The 22860-nt window shown below is 72.2% G+C and carries 21 protein-coding genes; 18 read left to right on the forward strand and 3 right to left on the reverse strand.

The window, feature by feature from the left end:
- Nucleotides 1-136: 136 nt before the first annotated feature.
- Nucleotides 137-886 (reverse strand): MBL fold metallo-hydrolase, encoded by a 750-nt coding sequence (locus ACFW6B_RS16960; RefSeq protein ID WP_386596634.1) that lies wholly within the window; start codon nt 884-886, stop codon nt 137-139.
- 442 nt (nt 887-1328) lie between these two features.
- On the opposite strand from ACFW6B_RS16960, the gene fusA reads away from it, so the two are divergent.
- Nucleotides 1329-3431, forward strand: coding sequence for an elongation factor G (gene fusA / locus ACFW6B_RS16965; protein ID WP_386596636.1), 2103 nt, complete (start codon nt 1329-1331; stop codon nt 3429-3431).
- A 90-nt stretch (nt 3432-3521) separates the two neighbouring features.
- Here the strand turns inward: fusA and ACFW6B_RS16970 are convergent, their stop codons facing one another.
- The gene (locus ACFW6B_RS16970) at nt 3522-3926 is read right to left on the reverse strand and encodes a cupin domain-containing protein (RefSeq protein WP_386596637.1); all 405 of its coding nucleotides are present in this window, start codon (nt 3924-3926) and stop codon (nt 3522-3524) included.
- Between the two features lie 214 nt (nt 3927-4140).
- Here ACFW6B_RS16970 and ACFW6B_RS16975 point away from each other — a divergent pair, with 214 nt between their 5' ends.
- From ACFW6B_RS16975 to ACFW6B_RS17030, 12 genes are all read left to right on the forward strand, one after another.
- Nucleotides 4141-4731, forward strand: coding sequence for a carboxymuconolactone decarboxylase family protein (locus tag ACFW6B_RS16975; RefSeq protein ID WP_386596639.1), 591 nt, complete (start codon nt 4141-4143; stop codon nt 4729-4731).
- Between the two features lie 38 nt (nt 4732-4769).
- Nucleotides 4770-6305 carry a sugar ABC transporter ATP-binding protein gene (locus tag ACFW6B_RS16980; protein WP_386596640.1) on the forward strand — a complete coding sequence of 512 codons (1536 nt, stop codon included), beginning with the start codon at nt 4770-4772 and terminating at the stop codon, nt 6303-6305.
- Nucleotides 6302-7315, forward strand: a complete 1014-nt coding sequence (locus ACFW6B_RS16985) for an ABC transporter permease (RefSeq protein WP_386596642.1) — start codon at nt 6302-6304, stop codon at nt 7313-7315. Before ACFW6B_RS16980 ends, ACFW6B_RS16985 begins: the two co-directional genes overlap by 4 nt.
- 116 nt (nt 7316-7431) lie before the next feature.
- A complete protein-coding gene (locus ACFW6B_RS16990; protein ID WP_386596644.1) occupies nt 7432-8397 on the forward strand; it encodes a sugar ABC transporter substrate-binding protein in 966 nt (321 codons plus the stop codon).
- 126 nt (nt 8398-8523) lie between these two features.
- Nucleotides 8524-9435: a LysR family transcriptional regulator gene (locus ACFW6B_RS16995; protein WP_386596646.1), complete on the forward strand. Its 912-nt coding sequence runs from the start codon at nt 8524-8526 to the stop codon at nt 9433-9435.
- Between the two features lie 123 nt (nt 9436-9558).
- Entirely contained in the window at nt 9559-10479 is a 921-nt protein-coding gene (locus ACFW6B_RS17000) for a VOC family protein (protein ID WP_386596648.1), read from the forward strand.
- Between the two features lie 97 nt (nt 10480-10576).
- Nucleotides 10577-12025 carry an NAD-dependent succinate-semialdehyde dehydrogenase gene (locus tag ACFW6B_RS17005; protein ID WP_386596650.1) on the forward strand — a complete coding sequence of 483 codons (1449 nt, stop codon included), beginning with the start codon at nt 10577-10579 and terminating at the stop codon, nt 12023-12025.
- A 5-nt stretch (nt 12026-12030) separates the two neighbouring features.
- Entirely contained in the window at nt 12031-12828 is a 798-nt protein-coding gene (locus ACFW6B_RS17010) for a fumarylacetoacetate hydrolase family protein (RefSeq protein ID WP_386596652.1), read from the forward strand.
- On the forward strand, nt 12825-13196 hold the full coding sequence (locus ACFW6B_RS17015; RefSeq protein WP_386596653.1) for a VOC family protein: 372 nt from the start codon (nt 12825-12827) through the stop codon (nt 13194-13196). Before ACFW6B_RS17010 ends, ACFW6B_RS17015 begins: the two co-directional genes overlap by 4 nt.
- A 49-nt stretch (nt 13197-13245) precedes the next feature.
- Nucleotides 13246-14028, forward strand: a complete 783-nt coding sequence (locus ACFW6B_RS17020) for an alpha/beta fold hydrolase (RefSeq protein ID WP_386596655.1) — start codon at nt 13246-13248, stop codon at nt 14026-14028.
- On the forward strand, nt 14025-14558 hold the full coding sequence (locus ACFW6B_RS17025; RefSeq protein ID WP_386596657.1) for a heme-binding protein: 534 nt from the start codon (nt 14025-14027) through the stop codon (nt 14556-14558). Before ACFW6B_RS17020 ends, ACFW6B_RS17025 begins: the two co-directional genes overlap by 4 nt.
- Before the next feature lie 3 nt (nt 14559-14561).
- Nucleotides 14562-15584: a methionine synthase II (cobalamin-independent)-like protein gene (locus ACFW6B_RS17030; RefSeq protein WP_386596660.1), complete on the forward strand. Its 1023-nt coding sequence runs from the start codon at nt 14562-14564 to the stop codon at nt 15582-15584.
- Nucleotides 15585-15705: 121 nt separating this feature from the next.
- Here ACFW6B_RS17030 and ACFW6B_RS17035 read toward each other — a convergent pair whose 3' ends face one another.
- On the reverse strand, nt 15706-15993 hold the full coding sequence (locus ACFW6B_RS17035) for a putative quinol monooxygenase (RefSeq protein ID WP_386596662.1): 288 nt from the start codon (nt 15991-15993) through the stop codon (nt 15706-15708).
- Between the two features lie 229 nt (nt 15994-16222).
- Here ACFW6B_RS17035 and ACFW6B_RS17040 point away from each other — a divergent pair, with 229 nt between their 5' ends.
- From ACFW6B_RS17040 to ACFW6B_RS17060, 5 genes are all read left to right on the forward strand, one after another.
- On the forward strand, nt 16223-17671 hold the full coding sequence (locus ACFW6B_RS17040) for an aldehyde dehydrogenase family protein (RefSeq protein WP_386596663.1): 1449 nt from the start codon (nt 16223-16225) through the stop codon (nt 17669-17671).
- Between the two features lie 33 nt (nt 17672-17704).
- The gene (lhgO, locus tag ACFW6B_RS17045) at nt 17705-18916 is read left to right on the forward strand and encodes an L-2-hydroxyglutarate oxidase (RefSeq protein ID WP_386596665.1); all 1212 of its coding nucleotides are present in this window, start codon (nt 17705-17707) and stop codon (nt 18914-18916) included.
- 137 nt (nt 18917-19053) lie between these two features.
- Entirely contained in the window at nt 19054-19914 is an 861-nt protein-coding gene (locus ACFW6B_RS17050; RefSeq protein ID WP_386596667.1) for an amidohydrolase family protein, read from the forward strand.
- Between the two features lie 13 nt (nt 19915-19927).
- Nucleotides 19928-21661 (forward strand): thiamine pyrophosphate-dependent enzyme, encoded by a 1734-nt coding sequence (locus tag ACFW6B_RS17055; RefSeq protein ID WP_386596669.1) that lies wholly within the window; start codon nt 19928-19930, stop codon nt 21659-21661.
- A 19-nt stretch (nt 21662-21680) separates the two neighbouring features.
- Nucleotides 21681-22754, forward strand: a complete 1074-nt coding sequence (locus tag ACFW6B_RS17060) for an Ldh family oxidoreductase (RefSeq protein WP_386596671.1) — start codon at nt 21681-21683, stop codon at nt 22752-22754.
- Nucleotides 22755-22860 lie beyond the last annotated feature (106 nt).

Genomic DNA, 22860 nt, shown 5'->3' on the forward strand with positions numbered 1-22860 from the left:
CGGCTCCTTCGTGTGCGCGGGCGGCGGTCGGGGCGACCGGCGGACTGACTACGTATGTTTACGACGTATATGTACAACTCTGCCCCTGTCTGTCCCGTGCGTCAAGCGGCGGCGCCCCCGTCGCCGCCGGGCCTCCTCAGCCGGCCAGCTCCCGTGCCCGCCGGGCGGCCTCGCGGACCGGGCCGCGGTGCACGGGGCCGTGCCCGGGCAGCAGCACGTCGGCGTCGAGGGCCTCGATCCTTCCGAGCGAGTCGAGCGCTCCGGCGCGCTCGGTGTCGAACATCCTGGGCAGGAGCTGGGGGCCCCGTATCCGTGAGGTGGGGTGGCCGCTCACCAGGGCGTCACCGGAGATCAGCACCCCGGCCTCCGGCAGGTGGTAGACGCAGTGGCCTGGCGTGTGGCCCGGCGTGTGCACCGGCACGGGCCGCCCCGGCAGGTCGAGCGGACCCGTGTGCGGGAACGCCTCGGGCTTCGTCATGGCCACGTCCGCCGTGCCGCCGGAGCGGATGGCGTGCACCGCCCAGGGCAGTACGCCGGGGCGCCAGGCCTGCCGCGCGACCTGTCCGATGCTCACCTGGTGGAGGAAGTCGCGGCGCGCGTGCGGCACCTCGGTCTCGTGCAGCCGGACCGGCGTGCCGTAGGTGCGGTTCAGGAACTCGGCGGAGCCGAGGTGGTCGCTGTGCGCGTGGGTGATGAGCACGGCGGTCACCGCCTCGGGCGCGTGGCCGAGGGTCCTCAGCGACGCCAGGAGCTTCTCGCGGTCCCCGGGGTACCCCGTGTCGATCAGGGTGACGGAATCGCCCTCTGACAGCACCACCCAGTTCGTGTTGCTGCCGTGCACCAGGTGGACTCCGGGCGCTGCTTCGACGATCGTTTCCTCGTTCATGACCATCCTGACGTCGGACGACGGGTTGATGCCCAGAGGGCTCTGACAGGGCGAAAGGTATCGCGAGCGCGTGCCCGGCACGGAAAACCCGGTGCCGGTGCCGGGCCCGGTTGCCTAGACTCGCCGGGACATCGCACACCACCGCTCCGGTGCCGTGTGTGCCGTGACGAACGAGGGGAGCCGGGCCGTGCGTTACCGCACCGCTGTCGTCGTCCCCCCGTCACAGTACGAGGTGATCCTCGTGTCCTCGAGGGCCCGGTACCGGCTGCGCGGCCGGAACCGGACACCCGCGACGACCTCCTGACCTCCGCCCGCACGGCGGCGACCGCACGCCCGGTCGCCGTGCGCCGTGCCCGCCCGGGGTCCACCACCGTCTGGGACCAGACGTGTCGTCCGGGAATCGCGCCGACCCGTTTCCGGATCGTCCGAAAGGCCCTGGGCCATGCGTACCGACCTGCACCGCCACCTCACCGACCCCGTCACCGGCCCCCTCGCCGCCGTCCGCAACCTGGGCATCCTCGCCCACGTCGACGCGGGGAAGACCACCGTGACCGAACGGATCCTCTACCTCACCGGCACCATCCACAAACGGGGCGAGGTCCACGACGGCACCACCGTCACCGACTTCGACCCGCAGGAGCGCGACCGCGGCATCACCATCTTCGCCGCGGCCGTCACCTGCGCCTGGGACGGTCACCGCGTCAACCTGCTCGACACCCCGGGCCACGTCGACTTCTCCGACGAGGTGGAGCGCTCGCTCCGCGTCCTCGACGGCGCCGTCGCGGTGTTCGACGCCGTGGCGGGCGTCGAGCCGCAGAGCGAGTCGGTGTGGCGGCGGGCCGACCGGCACGGCGTCCCGCGGATCGCCTTCGTGAACAAGATGGACCGCGCGGGCGCCGACCTGGACACCGCCGTCGACTCGATCCGCGAACGGCTGCATCCGGCGCCCCTGGTCGTCCAGTTGCCGATCGGCACCGAGGACGCCTTCACCGGCGTGGTCGATCTGCTGCGGATGCGCGCGCTGGTGTGGGCCGACGGCGCCGACTCGGCCGAGGAGATCCCCGTGCCGCAGGACCTGTCGGAGGAGGCACGGCGCAGGCGGCGGCTTCTGGAGGAAGCGGTGGCCGAACTCCACCCGGTGGCCCTGGAGGAGTTCTGCGAGCGCTCCACGCTCTCGGCGGGGACGCTGTCGTCCGCGCTGCGCGACCTGACCCGTACCGGCGAGGGCGTGGTGGTGCTGTGCGGCTCGGCCTACCGCAACCGCGGTGTCGAACCGCTGCTGGACGCCATGGTGGCCTACCTGCCCTCGCCGCTCGACGTGCCCGCCGTGCGCGGTACGCACGACGGCGCCGGGCAGGAGCGGGTCGCCGACCCCCGAGCGCCGTTCGCGGCACTGGTGTTCAAGGTGAACGCCACCGCGACCGGACGGATGACGTACCTGCGCGTCTACGCGGGCACGGTGGAGAAGGGAGGGACGGTGCTGGACGCGGCCACGGGACGCACCGAGCGGATAGCCCGCATCCTGCGCGTACGGGCCGACCGCCACACGGAACTGGAGCGCGCGGTGGCCGGTGACATCGTCGCCGTGATCGGGCCGAAGTCCGCCCGGGCCGGAGCGACCCTGTGCGCCCCCGGGGCGCCACTGCTCCTCGAACCGCCGGCCGTCGCCGACCCGGTGGTGTCCGTGGCGGTCGAGGCACGCAGGAACACCGAGACCGACCGGCTGGTGTCGGCGCTGGCGCGGCTGGCCGAGGAGGACCCCTCGCTGGTCGTCCGCACCGACCCCGAGACCGGGCAGACGGTGCTGTCGGGCATGGGAGAACTGCATCTGGAGGTGGCGGTGGAGAAGATCAGGCGCGCCCAGGGGCTCGACGTCGCCGTCGGGCGGCCGAGGGTGTCCTACCGCGAGACGGTGGCCCGCGGGGTGTCGGGTCTGGTGTACCGGCACGTCAAACAGGACGGCGGCGCAGGTCAGTTCGCCCATGTCGTCCTGGACGTGGAGCCGCTGGGGACCGGCCCCGGCGGTGACGGGGGAGCGGTGACGGGCTTCGAGTTCCGCTCGGCGGTCGTCGGCGGCCGGGTGCCGCAGGAGTACGTCCGTGCCGTGGAGGCGGGCTGCCGGGACGCGCTCGCGGAGGGCCCCCTCGGCGGCCACCCGGTGACCGGGCTGCGCGTCACCCTCACCGACGGGGCGACCCACGTGAAGGACTCCTCGGAGACGGCGTTCCGCGCGGCCGGCCGGTTCGGGCTGCGTGAGGCGCTGCGCGCCAGTGCCGTGGTCCTGCTGGAACCGGTGGCCGAGGTCACCGTCACCGTGCCCGGGGAAGCCGTGGGCGGGGTGCTCGGCGACCTCGCGGCCCGGCGCGGCAGGGTCTCGGGCTCGCTCGTCCGCGGGGGCACGTCGGTGGTCACCGCCACCGTGCCGCTGGCCGAACTCTTCGGCTACGCGACCCGGTTGCGCAGCCGGACCCAGGGCCGGGGCACCTTCACCACCCGCCCCGCGGGCCTCGCCCCGGCCCCCGCCCAAGGGGCGCCCGCCCGGTGACCCTGCGCGGCCCCGCTCCTGACGACGGCCCCGCCCCGACGGGGGCGGGGCCGTCCTCGCGTCGGCCCGTCCGGTCCTCCCGGCCCGTCCTCAGCCCATCCGGTCCTCGTCCGAGAGGTGCTCGACCGTCTTCCCGGTCGCGGTGAAGGTGCGTGTGACATGGCCCGAGGAGTAGACCCACAGGATGCGCAGCGGGCGGTCGCCGACGTTCCTGAACAGATGGGGAACGGGGGAGGGGACATAGGTGGTGTCGAACCGCCGCAGCCTCGTCGCCTCGCCGTCGACGACCACCTCCGCCTCGCCCTCCAGGACCGTCACGTGCTCGTCGCAGTTGTGCGAGTGCAAGGGCGCCCCGGAGCCGGCCGGGTACACGCTCATCCCGCTGGTGATCCGGTTCTCCCCGCCCGCCGAGCCGGTGGTGACGAGCGGCGTCGTCACGACGGCGCCGCCCCGGTCGAGCGGGGGCACGGACGCGGCTTCGATGATCGTTGTCATCCGGGGTTCCTCTCCCGTCGGCGGTGATGCGTCGACCGACGTTAGGCCGCGTCCCCGTGAACGGGTGCCGTCCGGCGTGCAGTTTTACCTTGCGTTCCGGGAAGGGTGAGCTTCCCGGACCCGGCTGTACCGTCGGCTGGCATCGCACGGCATCCCCTTACGTGCCGGACATACGCCGGACACACGCCGGACAGCAAAGGCAGGTGGCAGCCACATGAGGCTCCCCGTTCTGACCGATGAGGACATGGAACCGCGCCAGCGGGAACTGGCCGCCCGCATCGCCGGCCGGCGCGGTGCGGTCCGCGGTCCCTTCCGGGTCTGGCTGCACAGCCCGGAGATGTGCGAGCGCGCCGAATCCCTCGGCGCCTTCGCCAGGTTCGACTGCAGCCTGCCCGAACACCTGCGTGAACTGGCCCTGTTGATGGCCGCCCGGAACTGGGACGCGCAGTACTCATGGAACGCGCACGTCGACCGGGCGATCGAGGCGGGTGTCCCCGAGGCCGCGGTCGAGGCCGTCGCCGAGAAGCGGGAAGCCCTCTTCGACGACGAGGCCGACCACGCCTTCTACCGGTTCTGCCGGGAGGTCCTCGACGAGCACTTCGTCCGCGACGAGACCTTCGCCCGGGCGCTCCGCCACTTCGGCCCCAGGGGCCTGGTGGACACGATCGGCGCGCTCGGGAACTTCACCATGCTCGGGATGTGCCTGAACACCTTCCAGGTGGACCTCCAGGCCGACCGCGAGCCCCCCTTCCCCGACATCCGCGGTCACGGGCGCATCGGCCACGACGAGGGACCGCGGCCGTGACCGCGCTCGCGGACCGGGACGCGCGAGGAGGCGCCGCCGTGACCCCGAGGACTCCGACGACGACGCCCGAGGGCGCCGGGACCGCCCGCGAACCCGTGCTCCGCGTCCGCGGTGTCACCAAGACCTTCGGCGGCGCCGCCGCGCTCACGGACGTCGACCTCGACCTCTACCCCGGCGAGGTCCACGCGCTGATGGGCATGAACGGCGCCGGCAAGTCGACCCTGGTGCAGATCCTCTCCGGGGTGCACCGGGCGGACTCCGGCACCGTCGAGGTCGACGGACACGCCCAGGACGGTCTGACCGTACGCAGGGCGCGACGGCTCGGCATCGCCTCGGTCCCCCAGCGCCGCGAACTGGCGATGGGCCTGACCGTCGCGGAGAACGTCATGCTGGGCGACCTGCCCGCCCGGCGCGGCGCGGTGCGCTGGAGGACGCTCAGGTCCGAGGCCGCGCGAGCCCTTTCCGGACTCGGCATCGACATCGACGTGGAGCGGACCGCGGGTTCGCTGAGCGTCGCCGAGCAGACCATGGTCGAGGTGGCGCGCGAGGTGCGCCGCGGCGGCCGGATCCTGGTCCTCGACGAGCCGACCGCCTGCCTGAGCGCGGAAGCCGCCCGGCAGATCAGGGAGTTGGTGCGCACCCTGCGCGACGAGGGCGTCGCCGTCGTCTACATCTCGCACTACATCGACGAGGTGATGGCGGTCGCGGACCGGCTCACCGTGCTCCGCGACGGAGCCGTGGTGCGCAGCGCGCCCGCCGCCGAACTCGGCCCGGACTCGCTGGTCCGGTCCATGGTGGGCCGCGACGTCGTCTCGCGGCGTGCCGAACGTCCCGCCCCCAAGGACGAGATCGGTCTCGCGGTCCGCGCTCTCGGCGACGGCCGGGCCGTCAGGGGCCTCGACGTCGAGGTGCGCAAGGGCGAGGTCGTCGCGGTGCTCGGACCGGCCGGTGACGCGCAGTCCCGCCTCTTCGACCTGCTCTCCGGCCGGCGCCGCCCCGACGCCGGCGAACTCCTCGTCGACGGCGCCCCGGTGCCGTTCGGCAGGGTGCGCGCCTCGCTGGCCGGAGGTCTGCGCTGCGTCACGGGCGACCGGCGCGCGCTCGGACTCGTCCCGGGGATGTCCCTGGACGAGAACCTGATGCTCGCCGGTGACCGCTTCGCCCGCAGGCGGCTGCACCGCCGGGGCGAACTCGCCCGTCGCGCCCGGCCGTTGAGGCGCAGCTACGGAGTCGTCTCGCTCGCGGGCAATCCGCCGGTGAGCGCCCTGTCCGGCGGGAACCAGCAGAAGGTGCTGCTCGCCAAGTGGCTGCAGACCGAGCCGGTCGCCTGCTTCCTCGAAGACCCCACGAACGGCGTGGACATCGCCGCCATGGCCGACATCCACACCCTGATCGACGACCTCGCCTCGCGCGGCACGGCCGTGCTGCTCGCGTCCTCGTCCGCCGAGGAGGTCATGCGGCTCGCCGACCGGGTGATCGTCGTCAGCGCGGGCCGCCCGGTCGCCGAGCACGACATCACGGCCATCACCCGCGACGAACTCGTCGCCACAGCACTCGGAGGTCAGCCCCAGTGAGCGTCAAGACACTCCCCGATGCCCCGGGGGCCACCGACCCGCACGGCCGGAGGCGGCCGGGGAGCCGGCTCGGTGCCCTGCGCCGCACCCCGCACGCCGGCCTGACGGCCGTCCTGGCCGTCGTGGTGGTCGCCACCGTGCTGCGGACCGACGCGTTCGCCACCGACACCAACGTGATCAACATCCTGCGGCAGGTGAGCGTCACCGCCGTGATCGCCGCGGGCCTGACCCTGCTCATGACCGCGGGCGGCATGGACTTCTCCATGGGCAGCAACGTCTCCGTCACGACCGCGCTCGGGGCGCAGCTCCTGTCGCACGGCCGTTCCACCGTCCTCACCGTGGCCGTCACGATCGTGCTCGCCACGGTGATCGGCCTGGTGAACGGGCTCGTCGTGACGTTCACGAACGTCGCCCCGTTCGTCGTCACCCTGGCCACGGCCACCCTGCTCGACGGCGTCGCGCTCCTGGTGCTCGACAGCGTCAGCGTCTCCATCGGCACCAGGATGTTCCCGCTGGGCAACGACAAGTTCCTCGGCATCCCCTATCTGCTGCTCCTCGCGGTCCTGGTCCTCGTGGCGACGGCCCTGGTCATGCGGTTCACCGTGTTCGGCCGCGACGCCTACGCCATCGGCGGCAACGAGCACGTCGCCCGGCTCAGCGGCATCGACGTCACCGCGCGCAAGCTCACGCTGTACGCCCTCACCGGGGCCCTGTCCGGTCTGGCCGGCCTGATGCTGCTGTCCCGGCTCGGCTCCAGCAGCCCCGGCACGGGCGGTCTCTCCCTCCAGCTCACCGCCGTGGCCGCGGTGGTCATCGGCGGTACTTCGCTGGCCGGCGGCCACGGCACCGTGGCCGGTACCGTGCTCGGCGTCGTACTCCTCGGTGTCGTGGCCAACGCGCTGAACCTGCTCCAGGTCTCCAGCAATTACCAGCCGGTCTCCGTCGGCGGGGTCCTGCTCGTCGCGGCCGTGGCCAACGAGTTCCACAAGACCCGGTCCGCCCGGAACTGAGAACACCGGCCCGCGCACGTCACCACCTCCCGCGTTCCGCGGGCGCTTCCGAACTCCTCCCCGCTCTCCGCGGGCGATCACCCCTGCCCCCGGCCCGTCAAGAAAGGCGTACGACCATGAGACTCTCCGTCCGTTCCCGCCGCGCACTGCTCGCCGCGGCCGCAGGCACCACCCTGGTGCTGAGCGGCTGCGCGGAGAACGACGACACCGGTTCGGGCGGGGCGAGTTCCGGTGCCGTCACCCTCGGATTCGTCAACGGCGCCGACACCGCGTTCCACACGTGTCTGCAGAAGGCCGTCGAGCAGACGGCGAAGTCGGAAGGGGTCGGGCTCTACACGGCCAACTCCCACCAGAACGCCGGAACCGAACTGTCCAACATCGAGGACATGATCTCCCGCAAGGTCAGCGCGCTGATCGTGCAGACCGTCAACGTCGACTCGCTCGACGGCGACATCGCCAAGGCCAAGGCCTCCGGCATTCCGATCTACCTGACCTCGGTCGCCCCCGGCAGCGCGAACGACATTCTCGGCGCGGCCGTCGTCGACCTCCAGAAGGCGGGCGCCCTGGACGCCGACTGGGTCGGCGAGGACGCCGCGGGCAGGAACGTGAAGGTCGGTGTGGTCGCGGGCGCGCCGGGCGCGGCCTCCGACCTGCTCGTGGGCGGCTTCACCAACGAACTGCCCTCCACCGCGAAGGTCGTCGCGAACCAGCCCGGCATGTTCAACCCGGTCAAGGCGCAGGAGGTCGCCGAGAACATGATCCAGGCCCACCCCGACCTGGACTACGCCTTCGTCGCCAACGAGGAGATGGGATTCGCCGTCCGCAAGGCCTTCGACGCGGCCGGCGCCGAGGACGTCAGGATCGTGACCGTCAACGGCACCGACGAGGGGCTGGCCGCGGTGAAGGACGGCCGGTTCTCCGCCACCGTGGCCAACTCGGCCATGGTCATCGGCCGGACGGCGGTGGAGAACACCGTCGAACTGCTGGGCGAAGAAAAGGTTGACAAGATTGCCAACATTCCTCTTCTCTTGGTCACCAAGGACAACCTGGCCAAGGCCCCGCAGTACTGCCCCGCCTCGTAACCGGTGCGACGAAGGCCCGCGTCGCAGTGAGCCCTGCCCCGGCGAAGGAAGTACCGCCCGCACACCCGACACCGGCACCGCCGCCGGGGCCCACCCCCCGGCAGCCGTGGGCCTCCGGAGGAAAACATGGACCGCCTGCTCCTCATGCACAGCTTCGTCACCGTCGCCCAGGTGGGCAGCTTCAACGGCGCCGCCAGGAAACTGGGCTCCTCCGGCTCCCTGGTGTCGCGCCACGTCGCCGAACTGGAACGGCAGGTCGGCGTCAGACTGGTCAACCGCACGGCCCGCTCCGTCAGCCTCACCGAACCCGGACAGCGCTACGCCGACTTCGCCGCGCGCATCCTGGACGAGATCGAGGCCGAGGACGCGGGGATAGCCCGGCTGCACGACCGCGCCGAGGGCACGCTCAGCATCATCTGCCCCAAATGGATCGGGAGCCTGGATCTCGGCGACGCGATAGCCGCCTTCTCCGCCTCCCATCCGAAGATCCAGGTCCGTTTCGAACTCGGCGGCATGTCCGACCGGACCTACGATTTCCTCGACGGCGGATTCGACGTCGCCTTCCACACCCGGGACCTCAGGGACTCCAGCGTCCGCCTCAAGAAGATCGCCTCGTTGCCGTTCGTCCTGTGCGCCTCGGAGGAATACCTCGAACGCGGCGGCCCGCTCACCGAACCGAACGGGATCGCCGCGCACGAGTGCCTCGTACACGTCAACGACCCGGTCTGGCGGATCGGCCACGGCCACGCCTCCACCCTGCACAAGATCCGCAACGTCGCCTTCTCGTCGAACTCCTACATCGCCCTGCAGAAGGCCGCCGTGCACGGGCGCGGCATCGCCCTGCTGCCCCAGCGGCCGGCGTACGACGACCTCGTCTCGGGTGCCCTCCAGGTCCTGCTGCCCGAACTCACGGTCCCCGACCGCCCCCTGTACGCGATCTACGGTCCCGGACAGGGCACTCCGCGCAAGGTCAGCGTGTTCCTGGATTTCCTCACCGCGTGGTTCTCCCGGAATCCCATTCCGGCGATCCGTTCCTAGGAACCTTCCGCACGGAATTCACCGGCCGCAAGAAACGATTGCGCATTCCGTAGAACCCGGACCGTTGAGCCCGCTGCCGCCCGAAACCTACGCTCACCGGGCGACCCGCGAAACGAGGAACCCATGGGAATCCAGAGAATCGAATCGATCACCTACGGCATCGACGACCTCGGCGAATGCGTCCGGTTCTTCGACGACTTCGGACTCTTCCTCCTGGAACGGACCGACGAGCACGCCGTGTTCGGGACCCGCACCGGCCAGACCCTCCACCTCGACACCGCACCGGATGCTCCGCTCCCGCCCCCGGTGGAGGACGGGCCCACCCTGCGGGAAGTGGTCTGGGGCGTCGACACCCCCCGGGAGCTGGAGCGCCTGGTCGCCGCGGCCGGCCGTGACCGCCCGGTCCGGCAGGACGCCGCGGGCGTGTTCCACACCGTGGACGAGACGGGCTTCGGGGCCGCCCTGACCCTGGCCCGGCCACGTCCCGCCGACGTCACCCCCCGGCCCGCCAACGCGCTCGGCAGCGTCACCCGCTGGAACACCGCGCTGGAGCCGATCACCCGCGTACACCCGCTGCGCATGTGCCATGTGGCGCTCAACATCCCCAAGGAGGGCCGCGAGGAGGCCGTCGCGTTCTACGTGGACCGCCTCGGCTTCCGGCCCACCGACGTCGTCGAGCCCATGGGTGTCTTCATGAGGGCCCCGGGCGACGACGACCAGCACACCCTGCTGCTCTGCCACCGCCCCGACAAGGCCGGCGTCAACCACGTCGCCTACGAGGTCCCCGGCTTCGACGACGTCGTCGAGGGCGGCAACCACATGATCGACCGGGGCTGGCGCGAGGCCCGCAGGCTCGGCCGCCACACGGTCGGCTCCAACGTCTTCCGCTTCGTGCACGCCCCCTGCGGCGGACGCGTCGAGTACGCGGCCGACATGGACCGGGTCGACGACTCCTACGAGACCCGCGTCCACACCACCACCCCGCCCCACCACATCTGGGCCCTGCGCACCAACCGCGACCAGCGGGACGCCCCCGCCTCCTGACCCGCGCCGCCAGCCCCGTCGCCCCAGCCCCGCCGCCCCGGCCTCCCCGCCGCGGGCTCCCACCGTCACGTCCGCCGGCCTGAGAGGGCTCCCACCCATGACCACCGACCACGGCTATCCCGCCGTCCGCCTGCACATAGCCGGTCAATGGTGCCCGGGCGGCACCGGCCGCCCCGCCCCGATCGTCAACCCGGCCACCGAAGAGGTGATCGGAGAGGTCCCCCTCGCCACCACCGCCGACCTGGACCGCGCTCTCGACGCCGCCGCGCGGGGATTCCGGACCTGGCGCGACACCCCCGTCGCCCGGCGCACCGCCATCCTGCACACCGCCGCCGACCTGCTCACCGAGCGGGCCGCCGAGGTCGGCCGGATCATGACCCTCGAACAGGGCAAACCCCTCGCCGAGGCGACCGGGGAGGCCCGGCGCGTCGCGGACACCCTGCGCTGGCACGCCGACGACGCCCGCCGCGCCTACGGCCGCATCATCCCCTCCGCCCCCGGCACCCTGCTGTCCGTGCGCCGCGAACCGATCGGCCCCGTCGCCGCGTTCGTCCCCTGGAACTTCCCGGCCGGCGGACCCATGCGCAAGATCTCCTCCGCCCTCGCCGCGGGCTGCTCCATCGTCGTCAAGGCGTCCGAGGAGACCCCGGCCACGGCCGCCGCCCTGGTCGGCTGCTTCGTGGACGCCGGACTGCCGGACGGCGTCCTCAACCTCGTCTTCGGCGAACCGGCCGAGGTGTCGGCCCACTTGATCGCCTCCCCGGTCGTCCGTCTCGTCGCCTTCACCGGCTCGGTCCCCGTGGGCAAACTGCTGGCCGCCGCCGCGGGCGAGGTCATGAAACCGTCCCTGATGGAACTGGGCGGCCACGCCCCCGTGATCGTGTGCGCGGACGCCGACCCCGCCCGCGCCGCCCGCCGCGCCGCCCGGGCCAAGTTCGCCAACGCCGGCCAGGTCTGCACCTCGCCGAGCCGCTTCCTCGTCCACGAGAGCCTCGTCGACGACTTCACCGCCGAGTTCGTGAAGGCGGCCGAGGCGGTCGTCGTCGGCGACGGCCTGGCCGAGGGCACCACCATGGGACCCCTCGCCAACGAACGCAGGCTCCGCGCGATGGAGCGGCTGACCGCCGACGCCGTACGCCGTGGCGCCACGCTCCGCACCGGCGGCGAACGCCTGGACCGCGCCGGTTACTTCTTCGCCCCGACCGTCCTCACCGACGTGCCCCCGGACGCGGACCTGATGCGCGAGGAACCCTTCGGGCCGCTCGCGCCCGTCACCGCGTTCAGCGGCCTCGACGACGCGCTGCGCACCGCGAACGAACTGCCCTACGGCCTCGCCGCGTACGCCTTCACCGAGTCCGCGGCCACCGCCGAACACCTGGTGCGTGAGCTGGAGGCGGGCATCCTCTCGGTCAACCACTGCGGCGGCTCGGTCCCCGAGGCACCCTCGGGCGGCGTCAAGGAGAGCGGCTACGGCAGGGAGGGCGGACCCGAGGCCCTCGACGCCTACCTGGTCACCAAGCGCGTCTCCCACCTCCTGGCGGGCTGACCGCCATGAAATACGCCCGGGTGTCGGCCGGCGGCCGAGCGGTGTGGGGCCGCGTGGGGGAGGAGGACGTCGAGCTGCTGTCCGGGTCCCCCCTGGAGGCCGTCGACCGGCAGGCGCCGGACGGTCCCGGTCCCACCGTCATCGGCACCGTCCCCCGGGCCGAGGCCGTCTGGCTGCCGGCCGTCGTGCCACCCGTGTTCTACGCCGTCGGCCTCAACTACCCCCGGCACATCGCGCACTGCGGGGCCGAGTTCCCGGTGCGCCCCGAAGTCGGCTACCGGGCCAACAGCGCGCTGACCGGACACGGTTCGCCCATCGTCAAACCGGCGGGGCTGACGGGCCGGTTCGAGGCCGAGCCCGAACTCGTCGCCGTCATCGGCCGCACCCTGCGGCACGCCACGTACGAACAGGCCCGTGCCGCGGTCTTCGGCTGGACGATCGGCAACGACGTCAGCGCCCGCGACTGGCAGCACCGGGACCGCACGTTCTGGCGCAGCAAGAACAGCGACACCTTCAAACCGATGGGTCCCTGGATCGAGACCGATGTCGACGCGCTCGCGCAGACGACCACACTGCGGGTCAACGGCGAGGTCCGGGCCGCGTTCCCGACCGGCGACATGGTCTTCGACCCCTACGACTACCTCGTCGAGATCACCCGGCACATCACCGTGCACCCCGGAGACGTGCTGTGGATGGGCGCCGAGTCGACCTGCCGGATCGAACCCGGGGACACCGTCGACATCGAGATCAGCGGCATCGGCGTGCTCTCCAACCCCGTACACCAGGAAGGGAATTCCGTATGAGCAAGGCACCCCGCTACATCCACCACGTCAACTTCCCCACCACCGACCCCGACCGCACCGCCGAGTGGTACACGAAGGTCTTCGGGATGAAGCGCATCATGCCCAAATCCAACACCCGGGTCGTCCTGATGACCCGCGGCAACTTCGACCTCCACTTCACCCCGGTCGAAGAGATGGAGCGCATGGCGCCCTACCACTTCGCCGTCGAGGTCGACGACTGGGACGAGTTCCTCGCCCATCTGAAGGAACTGGGCATCCGGCACACCCGCCCCGTCGAACGCCCCGAGAACCAGTCCAAGTTCTGCTACATCCACGACCCCGACCACACCATGATCGAGCTGGTCTTCCACGGCAGGCGCCCCGACTGAGCGCGCGGCCCGGAGTCCCTTTCCCCCGTACCTCTAGGAGTTCCCTTCCATGCCCCTCGCCGACTCCGACGGCACCTCCGTCTACTACGAGCGCCACGGCAGCGGTCCGGCGATCCTCTTCGTGCACGGCAGCGGCGGCAACCACGCCGCCTGGTGGCAGCAAGTGGCCGCACTGCGCGACGAGTTCACCGTCGTCACCATGGACCTGCGCGGTTTCGGCAAGTCCGACTCCGCCATGCCGGAGTTCGACGGCCAGGACTTCCCCGGTGACGTCCTCGCCGTCCTGGACACCGAGGACCTCACCGACGTGATGCTGGTGGGACAGTCCATCGGCTCGGTGGCCGCCCTGCGCGCCGGCCTGCTGCGCCCCGACCGGGTCGGGGCCGTCGTCCTCGGCCACTCCCTCGGCGGCATCAGCCACCCCGAACTGCGCGAACTGGCCGCCGTCGACCGCGCCGAGGCCGTCAAGCTCCCCGTCGTCGACCGGCTGCTCACCCGGCGCTTCCAGGAGGAGCACGCCGACCGCACCTTCCTCTTCCAGCAGATGGGCACCTTCAACGTCGCCAGGATGGCCGACCTGCGCAACCTCGACACCGACGGGCCCTCGCTGCGGGACATCGAGGAATCCGGCGTCGAGATCGCCTTCCTCCTCGGCGAGATGGACGCGGTGCTCAGCGTGAAGACCGTGACCCGCGCCCACGAACTGCTCCCGGGCTCCCGCCTGGAGATCGTCCCCGACGCCCCGCACTCCATGTACTGGGAGACGCCGGGCCCCTACAACCAGGCCGTCGCACACCTGCGCCGCACGCTCGGACGGAAGGAAACCGCATGAGCAGCCTCACCCTCGACGCCGCGGAGGAGATCACCGCCGCCGCCCTGGAGCGGGCCCGGGCGCTCGGGAAGGCGGTCAGCGTCGCCGTGGTGGACGCGGGCGGCTTCGTCGTCAGCGTCCGCCGCTGCGACGGCGCCCGCCCCCTCACCCCGGACATCGCCCGCGCCAAGGCGTACACCGCGGCCGTGATGCAGCGTCCCGGGAAGATGCTGAAGAAGTGGCAGGAGAGCCAGCCGGTGTTCTTCGCCCAGCTCTCCCAGCTGCCGGGCGCGGCCCTGCCCATCATGGCCACCGAGGGCAGCGTCACCGTCAAGCGGGACGGCGAGATCATCGGCGGACTCGGCATCGCGGGCGGCACCGCGGAGGAGGACCAGCGGGTGGCCGACGAGGTCCTCGCCTCCCTCGGCTACGAACTGGAGTTCGCCGCCTGGGGCGTCGCGGGCCCGGCGGCCGGTGATCACGAGAAGACACCCGGTGCCGAGAACACCGTGAACGAGCAGAACGCCGAGCAGACCGAGAAGGGTGCCTGAGCCATGGCGGACACGTTCAACTACCGCATCGACCACCACGGCAGCCTGGTCCGCCCGGCCGGCCTCGCGCACCCGGGCGACGACCCCGCGGCACTGGACGAAGCGGTCAGGGAGGCCGTGGCCCTCCAGCGCAAGGTGCGCTCCACCGTCGTCACGGACGGCGGCTTCCCGTACGAGGACTTCCGCGGCGGCGTCCTCGGCGCCGTGTCGGGCTTCCGCCGCACGGGGGAGACCGGGCCCGACGGTCTCGTCCGCTGGGTGGCCGAGTCCCTGCCCAAGGCCGACGGCCCACTGGCGGCCGACCGGGCGGCGCGGCTCACCGAACTCACGGCGATCGCGGCCAAGGTGTCCCTGCCCTCCCCGGCCTACCTCGCCGCCACCACCTTCGACCCCGCACTCGCGGCCTCCGGCGGTCCCGCCTCGGCCCGTGAACTCGGCGAGGCCCTGGCGGAGATCGTCCACGCGGAGATCGAACTCCTCGTCTCGCGCGGCGTCCGGCTGATCCAGCTCGACAACCCTTTGCTGCTGGGCCACTTGGCGGCAGGCCAGGACGCTCCCGGCGCACTGTCCTTCGAGGACGTGCTCGCCGTGGAGGCCCGGGCGGCGCGCCTGGACGAGCGCCCCGAGGGCGTGCGGATCGGTGTCTGTCCCGGCCGGCGGGCACCGGACGCGGTGGACCGGGCCAGGGCCGAGCGGCTGTACGGCGCTGTCCCCGCCGACCGCTGGATCCTCCCGTACGACCGGGGCACGGCCGCCGAACTCGACCTGCTCAAGGCACTGCCGGAGGACCGGGACGTGTGCCTCGGGGTCGTGGACGCGACCACCCCCGAACCGGAGGAGATCGACACGGCGCTGGCCCGCATCGACGCCGCCGCCGGGATCAAGGACATCGAGGACATGGCCCTCTCACCGTCCCGCGGCTTCGCCGACGTGGCGGCGCGGTCGCTCCTCGGCGCCGAGGACCAGCGCCGCAAACTGGTCCTCGTGGAGACGCTCGCCCGGTACTGCTGGGGCAACGAGTTCTGACCCGGTGTCCGCCGCCGGCCGGGAGGCGCGGGGGGCTTCCCGGCCGGCGGATCCACAGGACCGGGGACCGGGGCCTTGCGGCCGGCAGGTCCGGAACCTCCGGGGCCTGCCGGCCGGCGGCTCACAGCACCTCGGCGAACGTCACCGTGCGTTCCGTCAGCAGCGGCAGGACGACGCCCACGACGAACTCCGTGAAGTGGTCCGTCTCCCGGTGCGCCTCGAAGCCCGCGCGGTCCGTGTACCGCTCGTAGAGCACGAACGAGCCCGGCCGGTCCACCTCGGCGTGCACCTCGTAGGCGAGGTTCGCCGGCTCGGTGGGAGTGAGTTCGCGCATCCTCAGCAGCGCGGCGCGCACGGTGTCCGCGTCGGCGGGCGCGCAGCGGTAGTGGGCGACGACGGCGAATGCCATGTGTTTCCTCCGGGGGAGCAGGGGCGTCGAGCCCACCGATTCCAGCACGAACCCCCTGATGGACGACCCGTGCGGCACGCAAGCAATGTGTGCCGCCACAGGTCTGGCCGACCGGGCCCCCGCTCGTGTGTTGTCGGTGCGACCCCGGCCCGGCCCGCTCGTCGGTCTCCCGGGCCGGCCCACCCGTTGACCGCGGCCCGCACCGCGGCGGACGAGAGAAGTGATCCTGATGCGAACCCTGGAAACCCTCATCGGCGGGGAGTGGGTGGCGACCGGCGCGTGGATCGACGTCCACGACCCCGCCGATCTGCGCGCCCCCGTCGCCCGCGTTCCCGCGCTGAGCGCCGCCGACGTCGCCGACGCCTACGACCACGCCGAACGCGGCTTCGCGGTCTGGAGGCGCACCAGCCCCTTCGAGCGCGCCCGGATCATGGCGGACGCGGCCCGGCTGCTGCGCGAGCGCGTGGCACGGATCGCCGAGGATCTCAGTACGGAGATGGGCAAGACCCGCGCCGAGGCGACCGGCGAGACCGTCAAGGCCGCCGACTTCCTGGAGTACTACGCGGGCCTCGCCCGCCAGGGCTACGGCACGCTGGTGCACGACGTACGCCCGGACACCCGCACGCACCACCAGCGCGAGCCGCTCGGGGTCGTCCTCGCGATCACTCCCTGGAACGATCCGCTGATCACCCCGGCCCGCAAGCTCGCCCCCTGCCTCGCGGCGGGCGACGCGGCGGTCCTCAAACCGGCCACCGACACCCCGGGGGCCGCCCTGCACCTCGCCCGCGCCCTGCACGACGCGGGCCTGCCCGCAGGTGTCCTGAACGTGGTCACCGGCCGCGGCGCGGAGATCTCCGAGGCGCTGCTGCGCGACCCGCGCCTCGCCGCCGTCACCTTCACCGGAAGCAACGAGGTCGGTGAGGGACTGAGGGCCGCGCTCGCCCACACCAATGTCCGCTTCCAGGGCGAACTCGGCGGCAAGAACGCCACCGTGGTCCTCGCCGACGCCGACCTGCCCGCCGCCGCCAGGGCCGTGGCCGCCGCCGGTTTCGCCCAGGCCGGACAGCGGTGCACGGCCACCAGCAGGGTGATCGTCGAGCGGCCCGTGTACGAGGAGTTCACCGCGCTGCTGCTCGCCGAGACCGCCGCGCTGCGCGTCGGGCCGGGGCTCGCCTCCGGCACCACGATGGGACCGCTGGCCGGCGCACGGCAGCGGGACGCTGTCCTCGCGGACATCGAGCGCGCGGTCAAGCAGGGCGCGACGGTCCTCGTCGGCGGCGACCGGCCCGCGGACGAGGCGCTGAGCCACGGCTGTTACGTCAACCCGACCGTGCTCGGCGACGTGGCCCCGGACCTCGACATCTGGCGCGAGGAGGTGTTCGGACCGGTCGTCGCGCTGTGCACGGTGGACTCCTTCGACGAGGCGGTCGAGGCGGTCAACGACTCGGTCTTCGGCCTCGCCGCCGCCGTGTTCACCCAGGACCTGGGCGCCGCCCACCGGTTCGCGGACGAGGTGGAGTGCGGCCAGATCGCGGTGAACGCCACCACTTCCGGCTGGGACGTGCACCACCCGTTCGGAGGCTTCCGCGACTCCGGATCGCCGTTCAAGGAGCAGGGCGAGGAAGGGCTGCGCTTCTACACCCGGGTCAAGACCGTCGCCGTCCACTTCGGTGCCTGACGGGGCCGTGGACGACGAGAGGAGGAGATGAGGATGGCTGACGAGACGGTCGCCGTCGTCGGCGCCGGCATCGTGGGGCTCGCCACGGCTCGCGAGATCGCCCTGCGCCGGCCCGGTACGCGGGTCGTGGTCGTGGACAAGGAGGACGAGGTCGCCGTCCACCAGACCGGCCACAACTCGGGCGTGGTGCACGCCGGCATCTACTACAGGCCCGGCAGCCTCAAGGCCCGCCTGTGCACCAAGGGCATGGCGATGATCCGGGAGTACTGCCGGGACAGGCACCTGCCCTACGAGGAGTGCGGCAAGCTCGTCGTCGCCGTCACGGACGACGAGGTGCCGCGTCTTCAGGCCCTGTACGCCAAGTCCCTGGAGAACGAGGTGCCGGGCCTGCGCCGGGTCGGCGCGGGCGAGATCCACGAGATCGAGCCGTACGCGGTGGGCCGGGCGGCCCTGCACTCCCCGCGCACCGCCGTCACCGACTACACCGCGATCGCCCGGTCGTTCGCCCGGGACGTCGTGGACTTCGGCGGCGAGGTGCGGCTCGGCTTCCAGGTCACCCGCGTCACCCGCCTCACCGGCGGCGGCATCGAGGTCGCCTCCGGTGACGAGACCCTGCGGGCCGACCGGCTCGTGCTCTGCGCGGGGCTCCAGAGCGACAGCGTCGCGCGGCTCGCCGACGACGGGGACGAGCCGCGCATCGTCCCCTTCCGCGGCGAGTACATGACCGTCGCGCCGAGCAGGGCGCACCTGGTCCGCGGCCTCATCTACCCCGTGCCCGACCCCCGTTACCCCTTCCTCGGCGTGCACTTCACCCGCCGCGTGAACGGCGAGGTCGAGGTCGGCCCCAACGCCGTCCTCGCCCTGGCCCGCGAGGGCTACCGCCGCTCCGACATCGACGTCCGCGAACTCGCCCGCATCGCCCGCTTCCCCGGCATGTGGCGCCTGGCCGGGCGGCACTGGCGCACCGGCGTCAAGGAGATGCGCGGCTCCCTGTCGGTGGACGCCTACATGAAGGCCGCACGCGCGTACGTACCCGCCCTCCACGCCGCCGACGTGGTGCGCGGCGGAGCCGGCGTCCGCGCCCAGGCGCTGGGCCGGGACGGCTCGCTGGTGGACGACTTCGTGATCCACCGGGCCGGTGGTGTCACCGCCGTGCGCAACGCGCCCTCGCCCGCCGCAACCTCCTCGATGGCGATCGCGGAACACATCGCCGACACCGTCCTCGGCGACGCCCGCGCAACCTGAACACGCCCCGTACGCAGGGCACTTCCGCGCAAGAACTGCTTGCGCTCCCAGCGCTCGGCAAAGACCTCCTGCCGACCTAGCGTTCCATCCGCACCACCCCGGCACCCCCTCCCCTCCGCAGAGAAACGGCAGATGACATGTTCGTTGTCGACACCCAGATCCACATCTGGAAGGAAGAGACCCCGGACCGCCCCTGGGTCCCCGGCGCACGGGAGCGCATCCGCCTCAACGGACACCGCGAGGACCCGTTCTCCTACGAGGAGGCCCTCGAGTTGATGGACGAGGCGGGCGTCAACCGGGCGCTGATCCTGCCCCCGTCGTGGGAGGGCAACCGCATTGACTACGCCCTGGAGGCCTGCGAGGCCCACCCGGACCGCTTCGGCATCATGGCCCGCGTCCCGCAGGACGACGCCGTCGAGGGCACCGCGATGCTGAAGGACTTCGCGCAGAACCCGTACGTCAAGGGGACCCGGCTCACCTTCCACCGCCCGCAGGACCGCAACTGGATGATCGACGGCACCAACGACTGGTACTGGCCGGTCGCCGAGGAACTCGGCATCCCCACCATGGTTCACGCCCCGATCTGGAAGCGCGAGCTCGGCGAGATCGCCGCCAAGCACCCAGGTCTGAAGATCATCATCGACCACATGGGCATCATGGCCCGCTGCGTGGACGATGCGATCGGCTACTGGGTCCAGGAGACCGCCGACCTGGCCGTCCACCCGAACATCTACGTCAAGGTCTCGGCGCTGCCCGGCTACTCGACGCAGCCCTTCCCGAACAAGAACATCGAGAAGTACGTGCGCGAGATGGTCGACAAGCTGGGCCCCCAGCGGTGCTTCTACGGCACCGACATCACCCGTCTGCTCGGCCACGGCATCACCTACACCGACACCATCGAACAGTTCACCCAGCACTGGGACTTCACGCCCGAGGAACTGGAGTGGATCCTCGGCCGGGGCATCTCCGAGGTCCTCGACTGGCCGATCGAAGGCTGAGGGCGCACCGGAGATGACGGACACCGAGAACACACCTGGTGCCGGCCGCAAGGACGGCGGTGAAGCGCTCGTGTCGGCCTTCGACGCGGTCGGCGCCGACTACGTCTTCTGCTCGTCGGGATCGGAATGGGCCCCGGTCTGGGAGTCGCTGGCCCGGCGCCACCGCGACGGCGAGAGAGCCCCCCGGTATCTGGACCTCACCCACGAGACGGTCGCGGTCGGCATGGCCACCGGCTACGGCCTCCTCGCCCGCCGCCCGCAGGCCGTGCTCCTGCACGCGGCCCCCGGCCTGCTCCAGGGCTCCATGGCCGTCCACGGCGCCCTGCTCGCGGGCGTTCCCATGGTGGTCGCCTCCTCGGAGTCGACCACCTACGGCGACGGACCCGGACCGGACCCCGGCGGCCAGTGGTACCGCAACCTGTCCGTCGTGGGCGGACCGCACGGCATCGCCCGGCCGTTCACGAAGTGGTCCAACGAGGCCGCCGGGGTGCACATCCTGCCGTCCATGGTCACACGGGCGGCCGAGCTGGCCCGGCGGGCGCCGGCCGGACCGGCCTACCTCGACATCCCGCTGGAGATCCTGCTGGAGGAGTGGGACGGCCGCGAGGCCAAGCCGGTCGTCCCGCCGGGTTCGACCCACAGCTCGCCCGAAGAGGTCGACGCCGTCGCCGAGTTGATCCGCGAGGCGGACGTCCCCGTGATCGTCACCGAGACGGCGGGCCGTGAGGCGGGCGGTTTCGAGGCGCTGGTCGCCTTCGCCGAGGCATGGAACATCCCGGTCGTCGAACCCGACTCGGCGGTGTGCGGCAACTTCCCACGCACCCACCCCCTGCACGCGGGCTCGGACATCGGGCCCTGGATGGACGAGGCCGACCTCATCCTCCTCGTCAATTGCCGTGCCCCCTTCTACCCTCCGTCGCGCCGTCCGTCCAAGGCGCGGATCGTGGTCGTCGACGAGGTCCCCCAACGTCCGCACATCGCCTACCAAGTGCTCTTCGCCGACCAGTATCTGGAAGGAAACGTCACCAACACCCTGCGCCAGCTCGCCAAGCGGGCGCACGTACGGCCCCCGGACGCCGAGGCCACGGCCGCCGGCACCGTGCGCCGCGCGGAGCACGAGCGACGGCACGCGGACGAACAGGCCGCCGTCGCCGCCGCCGAGGCGAGGGCGGCTCGGTCCGAGGGCATCGACCCCGTGCACGTCGCCGCCACCCTGCGCGGGCTCCTGGAAGGCCAGGACGCGATCGTGGTCGACGAGACGATCACACACAGCCGCGTCGTCAGACGCCACACGCGGACGGCCGCCCCCGACTCGTACTTCTACGTCCAGGGCGGACTCGGCCAGGGCATCGCGGTCGCGCTCGGCGTCAAACTCGCCGCACCGGAGAGGCCCGTGGTCCTCACGATCGGCGACGGCGCCTTCGCGTACAACCCCGTCATCCCGTCGTACGACGCCGCGAACGCCTACGGTCTGCCGCTGCTGATCGTGGTCTTCAACAACCGTGTCTACAAGTCGATGAACCTCAACCACCGCAGGTTCTATCCCGAGGGCGCCGCGGCCGAGACCGGCGAGTGGCTGGGCACCGACCTGCACCGGCTGCCCCGGCTCGCCGCCTTCGCCGAGCCGTTCGGCATGCACACCGAGACCGTCGACGCGCCGGACGCGCTCGCCCCCGCCCTGGAGCGCGCGCTCAAGGCTGTGGCGGAGGGCACCACCGCCGTCGTCGACGTCCTCGTCACCCGCTGATCCAGGAGGCACCGCCACCATGACCGACACGCCGACATCCCGGCCGGGCAGGGTACTCGTCCCTGCCGAGGAACTCCGCGGCCTTGCCGCCGCGCTCCTGGAGAAGGGCGGCCTTCGCCCCGAACACGCCCGCACCACCGCGGAGGTGTTCGTCTGGGCCGCGCTGCGCGGCATCGACTCCCACGGCACCGCGCGCGTCCCCGCCTATCTGGAACTGCTCGCCAAGGGGGTGGCCAACGCCCGTCCCGAGATCACCGTCGAGTCGGGCGCGGCGGGCGTCGCCGTCCTCGACGCCGACCGCGCGCCGGGACCGGTGGCCCTCACCGCGGCGGCCGAGGAGGCCGTCACCCGCGCCAGGACGAGCGGGGTCGCGGCCGTCGGAGTGCGCCGCACCGTGCACACCGGCGCCATCGGCTACTACGTGTCGAAGATCGCCGAACAGGGCCTGATCGGCATCGCGTTCGTCGCCGGCATGCCCAACATGGGCTACACCGGGGTCAAGGGCGCGGCCGTCGCGACCAGCCCGCTCGCCGTCGCCGTGCCGGCGGACAGGCACGCCCCGCTGCTCCTGGACATGGCCACCGCCACCATCGCCCTGGGCCGGATCCGGCAGGCCAGGGCGAACGGCACCCCGCTGCCCGAGGGCGCCGCCGCCACCGCGGACGGCACCCCCACCACCGACCCGGAGAAGGCCGTCATGCCGCTGCCGCTGGGCGGTGCCAAGGGGTCCGGCATGTCGCTCGCCTTCGAGCTGCTGACCAGCGTGCTCGTCGGCGCGCCCATCTTCGCCGCCTTCCACTCCGACGACCCCGGGGGCCGCGAGCACCGCCAGAACGCCCTGCTCGTCGCCATCGACCCGGCGGCCTTCGGAGACGCCGACGCCTTCACCGACGCCGTCGACGCGACGCTCGCCACGCTGAAGGCGCTGACCCCGGCGGACGGCGCGCCGGGCGTGTTCTACCCGGGGGAGCGCAGCGCCTCGCTCGCGGCGGCGCGCGCGGCGGAGGGGGTGCCGGTCGCGGCCAAGGTGTGGCGCGAACTGGCCGAGAGCGCGGCCGGGTTCGGCGTCACCGTGCCCGAGGTCCGGGGGTAGGTCCCGACGTCCCCACCCCCGAGCGGCCCGGTTCCCCGCCCGCCGGACACAGCCAGGAGCCGCACACGTATAAAAAAAACAAACTACCCAGCCCCAAACAATTTTA

The sequence above is a fragment of the Streptomyces sp. NPDC058751 genome, from assembly GCF_042746485.1.
Taxonomy (GTDB): Bacteria; Actinomycetota; Actinomycetes; order Streptomycetales; family Streptomycetaceae; genus Streptomyces.